Origin of the sequence: Actinoplanes palleronii (assembly GCF_016862315.1) — a bacterium.
GTDB classification, from domain to species: domain Bacteria; phylum Actinomycetota; class Actinomycetes; order Mycobacteriales; family Micromonosporaceae; genus Actinoplanes; species Actinoplanes palleronii.
Genome location: NZ_BOMS01000120.1, coordinates 44,078 through 61,953, shown reverse-complemented (window position 1 = coordinate 61,953; position 17,876 = coordinate 44,078). Strand labels below are relative to the sequence as shown.

At 71.8% G+C, this 17,876-nt stretch carries 16 protein-coding genes; 9 read left to right on the top strand and 7 right to left on the bottom strand.

Features of this window, described 5'->3' with window-relative positions:
• Positions 1-98 precede the first annotated feature (98 nt).
• The 6 genes from larB (at position 99) to Apa02nite_RS36295 (ending at position 5,973) form a co-directional block, all read left to right on the top strand.
• Positions 99-785, top strand: a complete 687-nt coding sequence (gene larB / locus Apa02nite_RS36320; RefSeq protein WP_203829089.1) for a nickel pincer cofactor biosynthesis protein LarB — start codon at positions 99-101, stop codon at positions 783-785.
• Positions 782-2,182: a nickel pincer cofactor biosynthesis protein LarC gene (gene larC / locus Apa02nite_RS36315; protein ID WP_203829081.1), complete on the top strand. Its 1,401-nt coding sequence runs from the start codon at positions 782-784 to the stop codon at positions 2,180-2,182. Before larB ends, larC begins: the two co-directional genes overlap by 4 nt.
• Positions 2,183-2,339: 157 nt before the next feature.
• A complete protein-coding gene (locus Apa02nite_RS36310) occupies positions 2,340-3,173 on the top strand; it encodes a patatin-like phospholipase family protein (protein ID WP_203829080.1) in 834 nt (277 codons plus the stop codon).
• 164 nt (positions 3,174-3,337) lie between these two features.
• Entirely contained in the window at positions 3,338-4,090 is a 753-nt protein-coding gene (locus Apa02nite_RS36305; protein WP_203829079.1) for a DsbA family protein, read from the top strand.
• On the top strand, positions 4,087-4,695 hold the full coding sequence (locus Apa02nite_RS36300) for a vitamin K epoxide reductase family protein (protein ID WP_203829078.1): 609 nt from the start codon (positions 4,087-4,089) through the stop codon (positions 4,693-4,695). Before Apa02nite_RS36305 ends, Apa02nite_RS36300 begins: the two co-directional genes overlap by 4 nt.
• 105 nt (positions 4,696-4,800) lie before the next feature.
• Positions 4,801-5,973 carry an FxsB family cyclophane-forming radical SAM/SPASM peptide maturase gene (locus Apa02nite_RS36295; RefSeq protein WP_203829077.1) on the top strand — a complete coding sequence of 391 codons (1,173 nt, stop codon included), beginning with the start codon at positions 4,801-4,803 and terminating at the stop codon, positions 5,971-5,973.
• Here the strand turns inward: Apa02nite_RS36295 and Apa02nite_RS36290 are convergent.
• Entirely contained in the window at positions 5,968-6,477 is a 510-nt protein-coding gene (locus Apa02nite_RS36290) for a GNAT family N-acetyltransferase (RefSeq protein ID WP_203829076.1), read from the bottom strand. The two genes, Apa02nite_RS36295 and Apa02nite_RS36290, sit on opposite strands and share 6 nt — an antisense overlap.
• On the bottom strand, positions 6,474-7,292 hold the full coding sequence (locus tag Apa02nite_RS36285) for an ATP-grasp domain-containing protein (RefSeq protein WP_203829075.1): 819 nt from the start codon (positions 7,290-7,292) through the stop codon (positions 6,474-6,476). Before Apa02nite_RS36285 ends, Apa02nite_RS36290 begins: the two co-directional genes overlap by 4 nt.
• A 153-nt stretch (positions 7,293-7,445) precedes the next feature.
• On the opposite strand from Apa02nite_RS36285, the gene Apa02nite_RS36280 reads away from it, so the two are divergent.
• Positions 7,446-7,874: a hypothetical protein gene (locus Apa02nite_RS36280; protein WP_203829074.1), complete on the top strand. Its 429-nt coding sequence runs from the start codon at positions 7,446-7,448 to the stop codon at positions 7,872-7,874.
• Positions 7,875-8,830: 956 nt separating this feature from the next.
• Here Apa02nite_RS36280 and Apa02nite_RS36275 read toward each other — a convergent pair.
• Genes Apa02nite_RS36275 through Apa02nite_RS36260 form a run of 4 tightly spaced genes read right to left on the bottom strand, consistent with a single transcriptional unit; the run spans position 8,831 to position 13,757 of the window.
• Positions 8,831-9,667, bottom strand: coding sequence for a carbohydrate ABC transporter permease (locus Apa02nite_RS36275; protein WP_203829073.1), 837 nt, complete (start codon positions 9,665-9,667; stop codon positions 8,831-8,833).
• A complete protein-coding gene (locus Apa02nite_RS36270) occupies positions 9,664-10,569 on the bottom strand; it encodes a carbohydrate ABC transporter permease (RefSeq protein WP_067697139.1) in 906 nt (301 codons plus the stop codon). The genes Apa02nite_RS36275 and Apa02nite_RS36270 overlap by 4 nt, the downstream gene beginning before the upstream one ends.
• Positions 10,570-11,979 carry an N-acetylglucosamine/diacetylchitobiose ABC transporter substrate-binding protein gene (ngcE, locus tag Apa02nite_RS36265; protein WP_203829072.1) on the bottom strand — a complete coding sequence of 470 codons (1,410 nt, stop codon included), beginning with the start codon at positions 11,977-11,979 and terminating at the stop codon, positions 10,570-10,572. It abuts the gene before it with no gap.
• The gene (locus Apa02nite_RS36260) at positions 11,976-13,757 is read right to left on the bottom strand and encodes a serine hydrolase domain-containing protein (protein ID WP_203829071.1); all 1,782 of its coding nucleotides are present in this window, start codon (positions 13,755-13,757) and stop codon (positions 11,976-11,978) included. Before Apa02nite_RS36260 ends, ngcE begins: the two co-directional genes overlap by 4 nt.
• 109 nt (positions 13,758-13,866) lie before the next feature.
• Between Apa02nite_RS36260 and Apa02nite_RS36255 the strand changes: the two genes are divergently transcribed.
• A complete protein-coding gene (locus tag Apa02nite_RS36255; protein ID WP_203829070.1) occupies positions 13,867-15,549 on the top strand; it encodes a glycoside hydrolase family 3 protein in 1,683 nt (560 codons plus the stop codon).
• Positions 15,546-16,811, top strand: coding sequence for an exo-beta-N-acetylmuramidase NamZ family protein (locus tag Apa02nite_RS36250; RefSeq protein ID WP_239164785.1), 1,266 nt, complete (start codon positions 15,546-15,548; stop codon positions 16,809-16,811). The genes Apa02nite_RS36255 and Apa02nite_RS36250 overlap by 4 nt, the downstream gene beginning before the upstream one ends.
• Here the strand turns inward: Apa02nite_RS36250 and Apa02nite_RS36245 are convergent.
• Complete coding sequence (locus tag Apa02nite_RS36245; RefSeq protein WP_203829069.1) at positions 16,790-17,869, bottom strand: N-acetylglucosamine kinase; 1,080 nt, start codon at positions 17,867-17,869, stop codon at positions 16,790-16,792. The genes Apa02nite_RS36250 and Apa02nite_RS36245 overlap by 22 nt on opposite strands.
• Positions 17,870-17,876: the final 7 nt, after the last annotated feature.

Below are 17,876 nucleotides of genomic sequence, written 5' to 3'. Positions count from 1 at the left end.
ACAGCGCCGCCGGGACCACCGAAGCAGATGGCGCGGCCGAGGCCGCCGGCAGCGGCCCTGCCACCCGAGGTGATGATGCCGAGGCGGGCGGTGGCGTCATCGACTATGCCGAGCTGGATCTCGGTCGGACTGCCCGGCGGGGTTATCCGGAGGCGGTCTACTGCGCGGGCAAGACGGCCCGGCAGGTGGGTGGCATCGCTGCCCGGGTCCGTGCACGACCGGATGTGATTACGCTGTTCACCCGGGCTGACGCGGAGCATGCCGCGGCCGTGCTGGCCGAGCTGCCGGATGCTCGGCACGACGCCGACGCCGGGCTGCTCGCCTGGCCGGCCACTCCCCCGGCGCCGACCGGCGGGCTGGTCGTGGTGGTCGCGGCCGGAACCTCCGACCTGCGCGCCGCCCGCGAGGCCGAACTGACCGCGCGCTATCTGGGGCGGCCCACCGAGCTGGTCGTCGATGTCGGGGTGGCCGGGCTGCACCGGATCCTCGCCCGGCTGGAGCTGCTGCGCCGGGCCCGGGTCGTGGTGGTCGCCGCGGGCATGGACGGCGCGCTGCCGAGCGTGGTGGCCGGATTGATCAGCGTTCCGGTGGTCGGGTTGCCGACCTCGGTCGGTTACGGCGCCGCCTTCGGCGGATTGGCGCCGCTGTTGGCGATGTTGAATGCCTGCGCGCCGGGTGTCGCCGTGGTCAACATCGACAATGGGTACGGCGCGGGCCATCTGGCCGCGCAGATCGCCGCGCCGTTCGAACCGGGCGGACCGAGCGGACCGGGCGGACCGGCATGAGCGGGCGGCATGCGTGGATCGATGTGTCGGCTGGGGTGGCCGGGGACATGATGCTCGGGGCGTTGCTCGATGCCGGGGCACGGGTCGAACGGGTGCAGGCGGCGGTCGACGCGGTGGTGCCGGGGGCGGTGCGGATCGGGTTCGGTGAGGTGCAGCGGGCCGGGTTGCGGGCCGGGCGGGCGTATGTCGAGGTGCTCGTGGCCGAACCGCCGCACCGGGACTGGCGGGGCCTGCGGGCGCTGCTGGAGGCGGCGGAGCTGGCCGAGGTGGTCCGGGAACGGGCGATCGCGGTGTTCGCACGGCTCGCGGTGGCCGAGGCCCGGGTGCACGGCATTGATGTCGGCGATGTGCACTTCCACGAGGTCGGGGCGCTCGACGCGATCGCCGACGTGGTCGGGTGCTGCGCCGCGCTGCACGATCTCGGGATCGTCTCGGTGTCCGCCGGGCCGGTCGCGGTCGGTTCGGGGCGGGTGCGTGGGGCGCACGGGGAGTTGCCGGTTCCGGTTCCGGCGGTGGCGGAGCTGGCGATCGGATGGCGGGTGTCCGCGGGCGGGCCGGGTGAGCTGGGCGCGCTTGGCGAGTTGGCGACGCCGACCGGGATGGCGCTGGTTCGGGCACTGGCAGCGGAATGTGGGGATCTGCCGACGATGACGGTGGAGTCGGTCGGGGTCGGCGCCGGCGGGCGGGACCGGGCCGGGCGGGCCAACGTCGTGCGAGTGATCGTTGGATCGGCACGGGCCGCCGGACCGACAAGGAATGCCCGACCGCAGGAAACCGCCGGACCGGCAGAGAAGGCCGGACCGCAGGAAGCCGCCGGGCCGACAACGGATGCCCGACCGCAGGAAACCGCCGGGCCGGCAGAGAAGGCCGGGCCGCAGGAAGGCGCCGGGCCGCAGACGGACGGCAGCCACCGGGTGGAAACGGCGCTGCTGCTGGAGGCCAATGTCGACGACCTCGACCCGAGGCTGTGGCCGGGTGTGCTCGCGGGGCTGATGGCAGCCGGGGCGGCTGACGCCTGGCTGGTGCCGATCCTGATGAAGAAGGGACGGCCCGCGCACACGCTGTCGGTGCTGTGCGCGCCGGAGCTGGCGGAACAGCTGCGGGGCTACATCTTCGCGAGCACCAGCACGCTCGGGGTGCGGGAGTCGGCGCGGATCAAGACGCCGCTGGATCGGCGGTTCGTGCCGGTGCGGGTGCCGGGCGGGCGGGTGGCGGTCAAGGTGGGTTCGCGAGGCGGGGTGATCCTGCAGGTCACGCCGGAGTTCGAGGACGTCGCCACGGTGGCCCGGCAGTCCGGACGCCCGGAACGCATGGTGCTGCAGGAGGCACTGGTCGCGGCAGCGGAGGCGGGACTCGTGGCAGGCACCGCCGAACAGGCAGAACCGAACGGCGACTGACCGCGAGCACCGCCGGGACACCCACAAGCGGCCGCCACTGACCGAAAGCGACACCCCGCCCGCTCCCCCTCGTAGCAAAGAGTGCGGAGCGGACCGCGGATCGGGAGGTGGCTTGCCGGGGTTGTCGCGCCCGCGGCGGGTCGTTAGCGTCTGGATCATGACGAAGGCTCTTGTTCTCGGCGGTGGTGGCGTCACCGGCATCGCCTGGCATCTCGGTCTGCTCTGCGGCCTGAAGCGCGCCGGTGTCACCCTCAGTGATGCCGACACCATCATCGGTACGTCGGCCGGGTCCGTCGTCGGCACCGTGGTCGCGGCCGGTATCGACCTGGAGGCGGCGGTGGCCCAGCAGGAGCAGGAGGTCGCGCCGGCGCGGTCCGGCGGCCGGGGTCGCGGTAATGCACAGTGGCTGGCGGCGATGGCGGTGCTCGTCGACCCGTCGGTGCCGGCCCAGCAGGCCCGCGCGCGGGTGGGTGCGATGGCGCTGGCCGCGAGCACCCAGGACGAGCAGGCGTATCTGGCCCGGATGGAGCCGCTGCTGCCGGTCCGGGACTGGCCGGCGCGGGACCTGCGGCTGGTGGTCGTGGACACTGCCGATGGGCGGGACGTGGCCCTCGGTGCGGAGTCCGGGGTGTCGCTGCTCAGCGCGGTCGCGGCGAGCTGCGCGGTGCCCGGGATGATGCCGCCGGTCACCATCGACGGGCGGCGCTACATGGACGGCGGGGTGCGGCTGGGTGCGGCCGCCGACCTGGCCGCCGGTGCCGAGCGGCTGGTGGTGATCGCGCCGCTGGCGATGCTGGGGCGCGATCGGATCCACGACGAGATCGCCGCGGCCGGTGCCGCGAAGAGCCTGCTGATCGAGCCGGACGAGGCGTCGCTCGAGGCGTTCGGGAGCAACTTCATGGACCCGACGCGGCGGCCGGTCTCGGTCCGCGCGGGGCTCCGGCAGGGCGTTGCTTTGGCCGATTCTGTACGCACGGTCTGGTCGCTCTAGACCGCCCGCTCGTGTTCCGGCGACGGCTCAGTTCCGCGCCCTGCTCCGACGGAGGACCACGGGTCGAAAGTCCCCTCATGTCCGGACCTCTCGCCATGGTCCCCTCGCCCGCTCTTGAGCACGCTGAACCGTGACAGAACGGGCGCGGCGAGAGGGTGGAGCCGGTGGGTGGGCAGGCGCGGGATCGGTCCAGGGAACTGCGGAAGGCGCAGGAGGCGATCGCGGCGCAACGGGGCCGGCGGCGACCGGTCCTGATCGGCGGAGCAGTGATCATTGCCGGACTGCTGCTGGCGATCGTGATCACCGTGGTGAACGCGGCCGGCGGCAGCGACGGCAGCGGTGGCGCGCTGGTCGTGCCGCAGGGGGCCACCGCGGGCGGAGCGCTGACCGTCGGGCAGGCGGACGCGCCGGTGCGGCTCGAGGTGTACCTGGACTACATGTGCCCCTACTGCGGGCGCTTCGAGCGGGCCGACAGCGGTGAGATCGACAAGCTGGTCGCGGCGGGTACGGTCCGTCTCGAACTGCACCCGCTGGCGTTCCTGGACCGGATGTCGGACGGCTCGCGCTACTCGACCCGGGCGGCGAACGCGGTCGTCACGGTGGCCGACCGGGCGCCCGCGCAGCTCTCCGCGCTGAGCGCCGCACTGTTCGCGAACCAGCCGGAAGAGGGCAAGTCCGGACTGACCGATGCCCGGATCGCCGAACTCGCCCAGCAGGCCGGCGTGCCGCAGCAGGTCGTCGACGTGTTCCCGGACCGGATCTTCGAGCCGTGGATCGCGCGGTCGACCGAGGCCGCCTTCGACTCCGGGATCACCGGCACACCCACCGTGCGGATCAACGGCACGGCCTTCACCGGCGACCTCTACACCGCCGGGCCGCTCACCCAGGCGATCAACGCAGCGACGGGTACGCAGTGATCGCGGTGCGCCGGCTCCGGCACACCAACGGCTGGATCTTCGGCACCATGCTGTTCTCCGCGTGCCTGAGCCTGCTCGCCTCGTTCGTGCTCGCCGTCGACGCGGTACGCCTGGCCGCCGACCCGCACACCGCGCTGTCCTGCGACATCAACGCGGTGATCAGCTGCGGCACGGTCGCCCAGTCCTGGCAGGCGCAGCTGTTCGGCTTCCCGAACGCGTTCCTCGGCCTGGTCGCCGAACCCGTGGTGATCACGATCGCGGTGGCCGCGCTGGGCGGGGTGCGCTTCCCGCGCTGGTTCATGTGCGCGGCGCAGGGCGTCTACACGCTCGGCGTGCTCTTCGCGTACTGGCTGTTCTACCAGGCGATGTTCCACATCGGGGCGCTGTGCCCGTGGTGCCTGCTGGTCACCGTCTCGACGACACTGGTGTTCGCGACGCTGACCCACGTGAACCTGCGGGACGGGAACCTGCCGGTCCCGGCCCGGCTGAGCCCGGCGCTGCGGTCGGCGATCGCCACCGACCTCGACGCGCTCGCGGTCACCATCTGGCTGCTCGCGCTGGCCCTGCTCGTGGTGACCCGGTACGGCACCCAGCTGTTCGCCTGAGCGGACATCGTCTGACCAGCGGCATCGTCACCGGTTGCTATCGTCTCCGGCGGAGACGCGGCGACGCGGGCTCGGGCAGTGCTGCGGAACCGGCGGAGGACATGGATGGGCGAGTGGCCCGGTGACCTCCTCGCCGTGACCGAGCTCGAGGCGGCCGGCTGGCGGCCGGTCCCGTTCCAGGAGTTCATCCTCAAGATCGCCCAGCGGTGCAACCTGGCCTGCGACTACTGCTACATCTACAGCTCGCCGGACCAGTCCTGGCGGGACCGGCCGGTGTTCATGACCCCGGCGACGGTGGCCCGGGCCGCGACCCGGATCGGCGACCACGTGACCCGGCACGGCCTCGGCCGGATCCGGGTGGTGCTGCACGGCGGGGAGCCGCTGCTCGCCGGGGCCGACCGGATCACCGCGATCGCCGCGGAGCTGCGGGCCGCCGTGCCGGACGGCGTGACCGTGGACCTGTCGCTGCAGACCAACGCGGTGCTGCTGGACGAGCCGATGCTGCACGCGCTGCGGGCCGCCGGGATCCGCGTCGGGGTGAGCCTCGACGGCGACGCGATCGGCAACGACCGGCATCGGCGTTATCCGGACGGGCGTGGCAGCCACGCGGCCGCCGTCCGTGGTCTGCGCCTGCTGAGCCGGGACGAGCACCGGGACCTGTTCAGCGGTGTGCTCTGCGTGGTCGATCTGCGCAACGACCCGGTCGCCACGTACGAGGCGCTGCTGGAGTTCCGGCCGCCGCGGATCGACCTGCTGCTGCCGCACGCGAACTGGGCGCAGCCGCCGCTCGGGCCGGACGGTTACGCCGACTGGCTGATGGCCGTTTTCGATCGCTGGTTCGACGCGCCTGCCCGGGAGACCGGGGTGGTGCTCTTCGAGGAGATCATCAACCTGCTGCTCGGTGGCGGCAGCCGGTGCGAGCAGGTGGGGCTGAGCCCGGCGGCATTCCTGGTGGTCGACTCGGACGGCTCACTGCAGCAGACCGACAGCTTGAAGACGACGTACCCGGGTGCGCCGGAGACCGGGCTGAGCGTCTGGGCCAACGACCTCGACGACGCGCTGCGGAACCCGGCCGTGGCGGCCCGGCAGATCGGGGTACGGGCGCTGGCCGCCACATGCTTGAGCTGCCCGGTCGTGCAGGTGTGCGGGGGCGGGCACTACGCGCACCGGTACACGCCCGGTTCCGGGTTCCGGCACCCGTCGGTCTACTGCCGCGACCTGTCCCGGCTGATCGGCCACATCCGGGGGCGGCTCACCAGCCGGCTCGGCGGGTCATAACGCCGCCGCGTAGATCCGGACCGGCTGGGTGGCGCGGTAGACCGTGTCGCGCTCGTGACTCAGGCCGATCTTCTCGGCGACCCGCTGGGACGGCCGGTTGGCCGGGTCGATGATGGCGATCAGCCGCGGCGAGCCGAGCACGTCGCGCGCGTGGTCGCGGCAGGCGGCGGCCGCTTCGCTGGCGTACCCCTGACCCTGACAATCGGTCCGGACGTGATAGCCCACCTCGACCTCGACGGTCCCGTCGACCTCCTGGGGTGTCAGACCGCAGTCGCCGACGAACGCGCCGGTGGAACGGAGCGTGACCAGCCAGAGCCCGAAGCCCGCCTGCCGGTAGAGCCGCTGGTTCCACTCGATCCAGGCCAGCGCCTCGTCGCGGGTCTTGGGGCGCGGGTAGTGGCGCATCACGACCGGGTCGCCGAGCAGTGCGGCCATGTCGTCGAGGTCATCCGCGGTCATCTGCCGGAAGGCGAGCCGGTCGGTGGGTGCGGGGATCGCGCTCATGGCGAGACCTCGGCGAGCCGCTCGATCCCGGCCGCCATGCTGCGCACGAACCGGTCGCGGGCCGCCGGGCTGATCCGGTCCAGGGAGAGATAGGGGTTGAGGTCTTCCAGCTCGACCAGCAGCAACGCTTCGTCGCGGGTGCGGCAGGCGTCGACACGCTGGATGCCGTGCCGGATGCCGTTCCAGTCGATGAAGCGCTGCGCGAAGACCAGGTCGGCGGGCGTGGGCTCGTAGGGTTCGAGCAGCCACCGCTGGTCCGGGTCCGGCGCGTACAGGGCGTACTGGAACTCGTGGCCGACGAAGTAGAACGACACCTCGTAGCGGAAGTCGATCCGCGGTTGCACCAGCAGACCGTTGATGGTCAGCCGGTCGAGACCCGCCCGATCGACGAACGTCAGCCCGACCGAGTCCGCACCGAACATCGGCTTGACGACGTAGGAATCGGTCACCGGCAGCAGCCCCAGATCCGCGAGCCGGTCCACGGTCGGGATCACCGGGAAGCCGGCCGCGAACAGGTCCAGCAGATACTGCTTGCCCGCCATGTCCCCCTTGCCGCTGAGCTCAGTGAACACCCGCACCTTGGCCTCGATCGCAGCGGCCCGGAACGCGTCGTACTCCGCCTGGTAGGCCAGCACCGGACCGCTGTTGCGCACGACCACCACGTCAAAATCGGCCATCAACGCCCGCGCGTCGAGCGGATGGCAGATGGCCAGGTCAAAGCCCTCCCGCAGCCGCCCGGTCAGATAGATGTCCTCGTCGCCATACCGCCGCCCCCGCGCCTCATACCCAAGGTCACTGACATAGAGCACCCGCACAAAAACCCCTTTTCGGTACGACGGTGAGCACGCACATCGCCCGCCCAACCTAACCGCCTGAACCGACGCACTCGTCATGCGTAGGTCGAGCCTGGCTCCGCGGTGGTCCGTGACGGGCGATAGCCTGGCCCGCGGCACAAAAGGGGGCGATCGATGCGATCGGTGGTGGTGCAGGCGCCGGACGGCAGCACCTGGCAGGTCTTCCGGCGGCGGGTGGCCTGGCGGCCGTGGCTGCCGCGCCGGGTCAGCAAGATGCTGTTCCTCCCCGACGCCGGGGACAACATCATCGGCCTGCTCGCCCTGGTCTTGTCCCTGATCTGCGTGGTCCTGGTGTCGCCGGTCCTGCTCTGGTACTGGGCGTGGTGGCTCTGCTCGCTGGCGGCGACACCGTTCGTGGCGAGCGCCCGCAAGAACGGCAGCCAGCCGACCCCGGTCGTGGCCCGGCCCCGCTCCGACGCGCGCCGGGAGTACCTCGGTCACGCCCCGGGCTTCGCCGCGGCGGAGAACCTGGTCCTGCAGGTGGCGCACGAGATCAGAACTTCCGGGCACCCGCACTCCCTGCAAGCCGCCGGCCTCGGCTGACGGCAGGTGCCAGCGGGTGCCGGGTCACGGTTCACTGGGCCGGTTGTGATCGGTGGCTGGGGCTTGCCAGGCAAGGCAGCCGGTGGTCGCGGTCCGCTGCGCCGGTCGTGGTGGGTGGCTGGGGCTTGCCAGGCGAGGAAGCCGGTGGTCGCAGTCCGCTGCGCCGGTCGCGACCGCAGCCGGGCGCGGTCGTCCCGCGAGGTGGGCGGTGTTCCCGGCAGGTGGTCCGGTCCGGGTCGTCGGGGGCGATGCGAGCACACGGTACGTCGTGGTGCCCGCAATGTTCCGCGTCCCGGGGCGGTACCAGCGCGCGTCACGGCCCGGCTGGCCCTCACGGCCCCCTCAGCCCCGCCTATGACAGCCCTCAGCACCAGCCGGAAGGCTCCAGCTGGCCCTGAGTGCCCTTATCCGCCCTCCATAACGGCCCTCAGCACCAGCCGGGCGACCGCGGCTGGCCGTGGCGGCCGCTATCCGAGCGCCATAAGGGCCGCTAGAACCAGCCCGGCGGTTGCGGCTGGCTATGGCGGCCGTTATGGCGGCTGGGAAGCACCCGCCGCCGCTCGGCGAGCGCCCATCGTGGTCACGAGCCCGCCATAACCACCACCGTTGCTCGCCGGGCGGTCTTGGCGAGCGCGCATCGTGGTATTGCCGCAGCTCGGGCCGCCGGGGCGAGCGCCGCCGGGGCGAGCGCCGCCGGCGGTTGCCGTCGTGGGGCCGGCCGTGGCGCCAGCGGGAGGTCGGCGGCTGGGGCTCAGGGGTGCCTCAATGCCCGGGAGGCACCCCTGAGCACCAGCCACGGACCCGGAAGCGCGCGGCGGTCTGGAGTGGCGACGGGCGTCGCGCAGCCAGCCGCGGGCCGGGAGGCGCGGGGCGGTCGGGGTGGGGCGGGCCTGGCGGGGCCTCACGGGCGGGGCGGGGCTTGTGGCCTGCGGGCGGACGCGCGTCCCTTCGTACCATCAGCGCAGTTGACCTGCGGCCAGGCCGCTTTGGACCTGGCGGTGGAAGAGCAGGTAGCCGAGGATCACCGGGAGCATGGCGATGGTCATGCCGGCGAACAGGCCGCTGAAGTCGCCTCGGTAGCCCTCGTTGACCGCCAGCGCTGTCAGGCCCTGCGCGAGGACCCACTTTCGTTCCGCGCCTTCGCCCTGCATCAGGACGATCGGGAGGACGTACTGGTTCCACTGGAACAGGAAGTTGAAGATGCCGACGCCGACCAGGCCGGGGCGGGCCATCGGGAGCATGACCCGGAAGAACAGGCCGAAGTGGCCGCAGCCGTCGACCTGCGCGGCCTCGGCGACCGACGTCGGCAGGGTGCGGAAGAACGCGGTGAGGAAGAAGACCGTGAACGGCAGCGAGTAGGCCGCGTAGACCAGGGTGAGGCCGGGCAGGGTGCCGAGCAGACCCAGGTTGCGGACCACGAAGAAGAGCGGCACCAGCGCCAGGAAGACCGGGAACATCATGCCGCCGACGAACAGGTAGTAGACGACGCGGTGACCGCGGAACGGATAGCGGGCCAGGACGTAGGCTGCCATCGCGCCGAACAGCATGGTCAGGGTCAGCGCGCCGGTGACGACGATCGCGCTGTTCAGGAAGTACTGACCGATGTGGGCGTCGTTCCAGGCGCGGGACCAGTTCTCCCAGCGCAGCCGGGACGGCAGGCTCCACGGGTCGGTGAGGATCTCGTTGTCGCTCTTGAACGAGCTGAGCACCGCCCAGACCAGCGGCAGGGTGGTCAGCAGCGCCCACACGATCAGGAAGAGGTGGGAGAGCGCCGGGACCGAGCGGCCCTTCACAACTCCACCCGGTCGCGGCGGGTGACCCGCAGGAACATCGCGGCGACCGTCAGGGTCAGGAAGAACATCGCGACGCCGATCGCCGAGGCATAACCGAACTGGCCGTCCGCGAACGCGGTCTTGTAGAGCCGCAGCCCGACCACGTCCGACGACGAACTGGGCCCGCCGTCCGTGATGATCTGCACGATGGCGAAACCGTCGATGGCCACGATCGCCAGATAGACCCAGGCCACCTGGATGGTGTCCCAGACCAGCGGCACGGTGATCCGGACCAGCGTGGTGAGCCGGGTCGCGCCGTCGAGCAGGGCCGCTTCGTACAGGTCACGGGGTATTGATTGCATGGCGGCGCTGAACAGGACCACGTAGAAGCCGACGTTCATCCAGATGAGCACGGTCAGCACGCACCAGAACGCGAACCGCGGGTCACCGAGCCAGGCGACCGCGAGACCGTCCAGCCCCACACCGCGCAACAGGCCGTTGATCATGCCGGTGTGCGGGGCGTACATCTCCTTCCAGAGCACGCCGATGATCGCCACCGACAGCACCTGCGGGAAGAAGTAGACGACCCGGTAGAAGCCGGCGCCGCGGACACCGTGCACACCCACCCGGTCCGCGCGGCCACCGACGCTGATCATCGAGGCGAAGAACAGCCCGAGCAGGATCGTCGCCACCGGCAGCAGCACCAGCAGCAGTCCGTTGTGGCGCAGCGCGTTCCAGAAATAGCCATCGCCGACGAGACGACGGAAATTTTCCAGACCGATGAATTCGTACGACGGTGACAGCCCACTCCAGTCCGTCCCGGAGATCTGAAAGGCCTGCGCGTAGGGCGAGACCACGAACAGCGCGTAGAGCAGCAGGCCGGGGATCAGGAAGACGGCGATGAACAGCCGTTTGCCACGCACCTAGGCCCGCTTGTACTTCTTGATCGCGGGGTCCTTGGCGAACTCGTCGGCGGACTTCTGCACCTTGTCACACCACTGCGCCGCGGTGATCCGCTTGGTGAACAGCTCGAGCGACGCGGCGTTGACCCGTTCGCGCTCCAGCTTGCGGTAGTACGACGAGTACAGCCAGGTGAACGCGCTGCCCTTCGACGCGTCGATCAGCTTCGTCACCGAGGTGAGTCCGGGGCCGAGCGGGATGCCGGCGCTGGCACCCTGCACGGCGGTGAGGCTGCTGACCTTGCGGGTGAAGTCGGCGGCGCCCTTCTGGGAGAGCATGATCCGCAGGTACTCCAGGCCACCACGGACGTTCTTGGCCTTGGCCGGCACGATGAACGGCTCGCTGCCGGTGCCGCGGAACGCCTCGTACGGCATCGTGTCGCTCGTGGTCAGGCTGGGTGTGGGCGCGACGGCCATCCGGAAGTCCGGCGGGGTGACCGATTTCTGCTCGTTCTCCAGCCACGACCCGTTGGACAGGAACGCGGCGTGCCCCCGGCACCACTCGGTCTGCGACTGGATGTGGTCCATGCCCTCGGCGCCCGGCTGCAGGAATCCGTCGACGGCGAGCTGGTAGTACGCCTCGGCTGCCGTTTTCACCGCGTCGTGTTTCCAGGCGTTCGGCTCCAGGTTGTCGATCGCTTTGATCACGTCGAGGCCGCCGAGCTTGCCGGCTGAGGCGAGGATCGCCCAGCTCAGGTAGCGGGCGTGCACGCCGGGATAGGTCCACGGCGCGATCCCGGCCGCCTTGATCGTCCGGCAGAGCGCGATCATCTGGTCCCAGGTCTTCGGGTATTCCCAGCCCTTGGCGTCGAAGAGCTTCTGCGAGTACCAGATGCCGTAGGCCGAGTAGGCGTAGTTCAGCGACAGGAACGTGCCGTCGTACGAGCCGACGTCGACGATGCCGGGCAGCAGGGTGTCGCGGACCTTCTTGGCCGGGTCGTCCAGGCTCGGCGCGTCGAGCAGCTCACCGAGGTCGGTGAGCGCGCCCTGCGACACCAGGCCGTTGAAGTCGATCTGGCTGCCGCCGGAGTTGTTCACCACGTCCGGCGGGTCGCCGGCCACGAACCGGGGCTGCAACGTCTCGGCGATCTGCTGGGTGGCCGAGTGCTTGACGTGCGCCTGCGGGTGGCGCTGCTCGTACATCGCCTCGTGCGCCTTGGCGTACTCCTCGCCGAAGCCGCCGTTGAAGATGACCACTTCGAGGGGCGCGTCCTCCTTCACACCGAGCGGGTTGTCGGCGCTGGTCGAACCCTTGGCATCGGGTGTGGTGCCGTCGTCGTCGGCGCCGCCCATCGCGCACCCGCCCAGGGCGCTCGCGGCGGCGACACCGGCCGCGCCCTGGAGCAGCCCGCGCCGGCTGATGGCAGAACTCATGTCTCCGCTCCCACCTGTGAGTTGGTCCAGCCGTTGGCGGCGAACGTGGTCCGGCTGTCGACGAGGGTCGCGCCGGCTTCCACCACGCGGAGCTGGTCGAGCAGCACGCCGCGGCCCTGCGCGGCGGAGTCGGTGCGATAGGCCAGGCGCAGCGCGGTGGTGCCGGGTGGCACGTCGGCGGTGACCCGCCACCAGCGACGGCCACCGAAGCCGGTCAGCGTGCCGTCGCTGGTGAACACGTCGCCGCCGGTGCGCGCGGGCCGAGCCGGGCGCAGGGTCATCGGCACGGGCGTCCAGGTCACGCCGTCGGGCGAGGACTCCAGGGCGAGCGTGTCGGCGGCGGGCTCGGTGTCGTACCAGAGAAGGAATGAACCGTGCGCCTGATCACCGGCCGCGCGCCGCAGCGGTGCGGTGAGCGTCATGGCGGCACTGTCGCGCCGATCGGTCCGCCACGGCTCACCACCGCCGGGCCCGGCGAGGATCGGGTGGGCGGCGGCGAACGCCCGGGCCAGCGCGCGCCGGGCGACCGTGTTCGTGCCCCAGCCCCGGTCCGGGTGCACCCGGTTGCTCAGCAGGATCAGGAACGACTGGTCGATCGGGTCGATCACCACGGACGTGCCGGTGAACCCGGTGTGGCCGAAAGTGACCGGCGACGCCATCCCGTCCATGTAGAGATGCTTGGCCAGCTCGAAACCCAGCCCCCGCGCGCTGTCCGGGAACCGCGGCAGCAGGTCGGCGTTGTAGTTGACCAGCGCCGCCCGGACCATCGCCTCGGACAGAATCCGCCGGCCCCGGTAACTGCCGCCGTCGAGCAGCGTCTGGCAGAGGATCGCCAGGTCGTCGACGGTGGAGAAGACCCCGGCGTGCCCGGCGACGCCCCCGAGCGACCAGGCGTTCTCGTCGTGCACCGAACCCCGGACCACACCCCGTTTCACGTACGGCTGGTACTCGGTCGCCGCGACCCGCTCCAACTGGGCCGGCCCGGGGGTGTAGCCGGTGTCGCCCATCCCGAGCGGACCGGTCACCCCGTCCCGGACCACGTCCGCGAGTGATCGGCCGGTGATCCGCTCGACCAGCACGCCGAGCGCGATCAGCCCGATGTCCGAGTAGGCGTACTGCCCGCCCGGGGTGGAGCCGGCCACCACCGGGGTGGTCAGCGCGGCGGCGAACCGTTCGGCGGGCGTGGCGTACCGCGAGTAGAACGGCAAGAACGGCGGCAGCCCGGACGTATGGGTCAGCAGATGTCGGACCGTGACGGCGTCCTTGCCGCCGGCCGCGAACTCCGGCAAAAAGCTCGCGACCGGCGCGTCCAGGTCGACCCGACCGGCCTCGGCCTGCTGCAGCACCACGATCGTGGTGAACAACTTGGAGATCGAGGCGAGGTCCCACAGCGTGTCGGTACGGGCCGGAACACGCTGGTCCGGGGGCATTTCGACGATCCCGCCGGCGTCCGCCGTATACCGGACCGCGTCACCGACGGCGAACCGCGACACCACGATCCCATGGTGAGCGGCGAGCACGGCAGCCCCCGCGTATGCCGGGTGGTCGGGGTGATCGGGGGTCGGCGCCAGGTAGGACGCGGCGAGACCGGGCAGCGCGGCGATCGGCTCCGGCCGCAGCCCGGCCTGCCGGGCGGTCCCGGCGCGCAGCACGTCGTGGCGGAACACCAGGTCAGCGGGGGTGACCGCCGGTGCGCTCGCGGGCACGGCGGCGGCCGGCGAGCCGGCCACCACGCAGGCGATCGCGCAGATCGGCAGTGCGAACCACAGCTTGATCATCAACGCCCCTCTATACGTCGATCCGTTGAGAATGGAGGTTTCCTTCACAACTCGCAAGGGGGGCGAAGGTTATTGCCATGACCCGCGGATCCGGCTACCTTCCGAAACCATGCGCACGCGTTCCGTAGCTCTTCTCGCCGTCGCGGCCCTGGGCGGCGCGGTGCCCGCTGCGCTCCCGGCCGCCGCGGCGTCACCGGTGGACCGCGTGCTGGCCGGGATGACGCTGCCGCAGAAGATCGGCCAGCTCTTCACCACGTACGTCTACGGCAGCGACGCGAACACTCCGTCGCCGGAGAACCGCCGCCTCTACGGCGTGGACACCCCCGCCGAAGTCGTCGCGAAATACCAGCTCGGCGGCGTGATCTACTTCGCCTGGACGAACAGTCTGCAGAACCCCCGGCAGATCGCCGCGCTCAGCAACGGGCTGCAGGCGGCCGCGCCCGGCGTCCCGCTGACCATCTCCACCGACCAGGAGCACGGCGTGGTCACCCGGATGCCGGCGCCGGCCACGCAGTTCCCCGGCGGGATGGCGCTCGGCGCGGGGCGCAACCCGGCCGACGCGTACCGCACCGGGCAGGTCACCGGCGCCGAGCTGCGCGCGGCCGGGATCACCCAGGCCTGGGCGCCGGACGCCGACGTGAACGTGAACCCGGCCAACCCGGTGATCGGGGTGCGCTCGTTCAGCAGCGACCCGAGCCTGGCCGCCGCGCTCACCGCGAGCCAGGTGCTCGGGTTCGAGACCGGCGCGAACGTCTCGGCCGCCGCCAAGCACTTCCCCGGGCACGGCGACACCGCCACCGACAGTCACACCGGCCTGCCGGTGATCACGCACAGCCGCGCCGAGTGGCAGCGGGTGGACGCCCCGCCGTTCCGGGCCGCGATCGCCGCCGGGGTCGACGCCATCATGAGCGCGCACATAGTGGTGCCCGCGCTCGATCCGTCCGGCGACCCGGCCACCCTGTCGAAACCGATCATCACCGGACTGTTGCGCGGCGAGCTGGGGTACCGGGGCGTGATCGTCACGGATTCCCTCGAAATGGCCGCGGTCCGGCAGAAGTACGGCGACGCGCGGGTGCCGGTGCTGGCCCTGAAGGCCGGGGTCGATCAGCTGCTGATGCCGCCGGACCTGCCCCTCGCCCAACGCAGCGTGCTCGACGCGGTCGCGTCCGGCGAGCTCACCGAGGCCCGGATCGACGAGTCGGTGCGACGGATCCTGACCCTCAAGCAGAAGCGCGGCCTGCTCACGCCGTGGCAGCCGGTCGACGCGGCCGGCATCGGCTCGGCCGAGCACCTGCGGGTGGCACAGGCCGTCACCGACCGCACCGTCACGGTGATCCGCAACGACGCGGGTCTGCTGCCGCTCGGCCCCGACAAGTCGGTGCTGGTCACCGGGTGGAACTCCAGCGCCACCGGCAACGTCGCGGCGCTGGCCGGGGCGCTCGGCGGTGACGCGCTGGTCACGGACCAGCCGGACGACGCGGTGGCCGCGGCCCGGACACACGACGTGACCGTGATGCTCACGAATCTTGACACCGCCGGGCGACAGAAGGCACTGGTGGCGGCGCTGCTGACCACCGGTAAGCCAATCTTGGTGGTCGCGGTGCGCAACCCCTACGACCTCACCCAGCTGCCCGGCGTCCGCACCTACCTGGCCACCTACAGCTACACCGGAGTGTCGATGCGGTCGCTCGCCAAGGTGCTGCTCGGCACCACTCCCCCGCGCGGCAAGCTGCCCGTGGCGATTCCGGGGCTCTACCCGTACGGGCACGGACTGACCTGGGACGTCCGGTGAAGCGCCGCGGACTGCTCAGCGCAGCCCTGGCGGGCGCCGGCGGCGTGTCGATGGGCGCCGGCGGCGCTGGACCGGCGGGCGCCGCCGCTCCGGCCGGCCAGCGGCTGCTGACCGGCATGGATCGGCTTGCGGCGGACGGCTGGGCGGCGCTGCGGGGCGAGCGGGCCGGGATCGTCGCCAATCCGACCGCCGTGGACCGCGAATACCGGCACCTGGTCGACCGGATGCACGCCGACGGGGTGAGCATCGGCGGGATCTTCGGCCCGGAGCACGGCTTCCGCGGCTCGGCGCAGGCCGGTGGCAGCGAGGGCACCGGTGTCGACGCCCGCACCGGGCTGACCGTCTACGACGCCTACCTGGCCACCGTGGACACGTGGGCGCAGATGTTCACCGCGGCCGGGGTACGCGTGATCGTCTTCGACATCCAGGACATCGGCGCCCGGTTCTACACCTACATCTACACGCTCTACGACTCGATGGCCGCCGCGGCCCGGCTCGGCCTGCGCTACCTGGTGCTCGACCGTCCGAATCCGATCGGCGGGCGCGCCTACGGGCCGATGATGACCGACGGCTTCACCTCCGGTGTCGGCCGGCTCAAGCTCGTCCAGCAGCACGGGATGACCGTTGGTGAGCTGGCCCGCTTCTACAACGGCGAGTTCCTCGGCGGCAAGGTCGACCTCGAACTGGTCACCTGCCGGGGCTGGGACGCGCGGCGGTTCGCGGGCGAACGCGACCTGCCGTGGGTGCTGCCGAGTCCGAACGTGCCCACCCCGGACACCGCGCTGGTCTACCCCGGCACCGGGATGTTCGAGGGCGTCTCGGCGCTGTCCGAGGGGCGCGGCACCACCCGGCCGTTCGAGCTGATCGGCGGGCCGGGCTTCGACTACCGCTGGGGTGACCGGGTCGCCGCGCTGAACCTGCCGGGCGTGGAGTTCCGGGAGGCGTACTTCACCCCGACGTTCAACAAGTTCGCCGGCGAGCTGTGCGCCGGGGTCGAGGTCAAGGTGGTGGACCGGACCGCTTTTGATCCCATTCGTACGGCGGTCGGGATGCTCGTCGAAGCACGGAAGGAGGCGGCGTTCCGCTGGCGGCTGGACGGCAGCCGCTACTGGATCGACCTGCTCACCGGGTCGGCCCGGCTGCGCACCACCATCGACGCGGGCGGCTCGGTCGCGGACGTCGTCGGCGCGTGGGCCGGCGAACTCGCGACGTTCGAGGCGCAGCGGCGCAAATACCTGCTCTATCCACGGTCCGGGGCGTGAGTCAGCCTCGCGTGCACCACCGGCGGCACGGGGGCTCCGGTGATGCGGGCGATGGCCAGCCCGGCCGCCCCGGCGGCGCCGTCCAGCGCCGTCCGGGGAGTCGCGGCGGTGCGTGCCAGCAGTCCGGCACGCACCGCCCGGCTGACCGCACCCGGGCTGAGCAGCACCGAACCGGCCAGCACCACGGCAGCGCCGGGTGGCGGCCCGACACTGTCGAAGGTGTGCAGCAGACGATCGGCGGCCGCGGCGCAGATCCGCCCGGCGACCCGGTCACCGCGCTCGGCGGCGGCGCTGACCGCGGGCGCGAACCCGCCGAGCGCGGCCGGCGCAACCGCGAAGGTGGCCGCGATCAGCCCCTGAGCGACGTCCTCGCCGCGCAGGCCGGCGTGGTCACGGGACTCCTGGAGGTCGGGCACGCCGCTGTGGTCACGGGCCGACTGCAAAAGCTCGGGCTCGCCGCCGTGGTCACCGGCCAGCTGCAGGAGGTCGGGCACGGCGAAGTGGTGGCAGGCCGCGTCCAGCAGGGACGTCGGCTCGCCACGGCCGTCCAGGGCGGCGAGGACCGCGCGCAGGGCCCGCACCGCGATCCACACCGCGGAGCCCTCGTCGCCGAGCAGCCAGCCGTACCCGTCGCTGCGACGGGAGAGCTGCCCGGCGGCGAAGAGGGCGGCGAGCGCGCCGGTCCCGGCGAGCAGCAGCACACCGTCCGGCTCGGCGGTGCCGGCCGCGTACGCCACCTCCAGGTCGGTCACCGTCACCAGCTCGCCGGCCAGGCCCGCGTCGGCCCAGGCCCTGGTCGCGGTGGCACGGAACGCGGCCCGTCCCGCGCCGGCCGAACCGGCCGCGCCGAGCACGCCGCAGCTCACCTTCGTACGATCAAGGGCCTGCAATGCCGCACCCAACGCGGCCGTGAGGGACGCGCTCACCTCGCCCCCGCTGCTGTTGCGGTTGGCCCCGCCGGCCGTGCCCCGGCCCAGCACAACCCCGTCGAGATCGGCGACCACACACCGGGTGCTCGTGGCCCCGGCATCCACTCCGACCACCATCGTCGTGCTCATGGGTGAA

Bases quoted from the DNA above. Each gene is read 5' to 3' on its own strand.
- larC (WP_203829081.1), top strand. From the start codon at position 782: ATGAGCGGGCGGCATGCGTGGATCGATGTGTCGGCTGGGGTGGCCGGG.
- Apa02nite_RS36310 (WP_203829080.1), top strand. From the start codon at position 2,340: ATGACGAAGGCTCTTGTTCTCGGCGGTGGTGGCGTCACCGGCATCGCC.
- Apa02nite_RS36295 (WP_203829077.1), top strand. From the start codon at position 4,801: ATGGGCGAGTGGCCCGGTGACCTCCTCGCCGTGACCGAGCTCGAGGCG.
- Apa02nite_RS36290 (WP_203829076.1), bottom strand. From the start codon at position 6,477: ATGAGCGCGATCCCCGCACCCACCGACCGGCTCGCCTTCCGGCAGATG.
- Apa02nite_RS36280 (WP_203829074.1), top strand. From the start codon at position 7,446: ATGCGATCGGTGGTGGTGCAGGCGCCGGACGGCAGCACCTGGCAGGTC.
- ngcE (WP_203829072.1), bottom strand. From the start codon at position 11,979: ATGAGTTCTGCCATCAGCCGGCGCGGGCTGCTCCAGGGCGCGGCCGGT.
- Apa02nite_RS36260 (WP_203829071.1), bottom strand. From the start codon at position 13,757: ATGATCAAGCTGTGGTTCGCACTGCCGATCTGCGCGATCGCCTGCGTG.
- Apa02nite_RS36255 (WP_203829070.1), top strand. From the start codon at position 13,867: ATGCGCACGCGTTCCGTAGCTCTTCTCGCCGTCGCGGCCCTGGGCGGC.
- Apa02nite_RS36245 (WP_203829069.1), bottom strand. From the start codon at position 17,869: ATGAGCACGACGATGGTGGTCGGAGTGGATGCCGGGGCCACGAGCACC.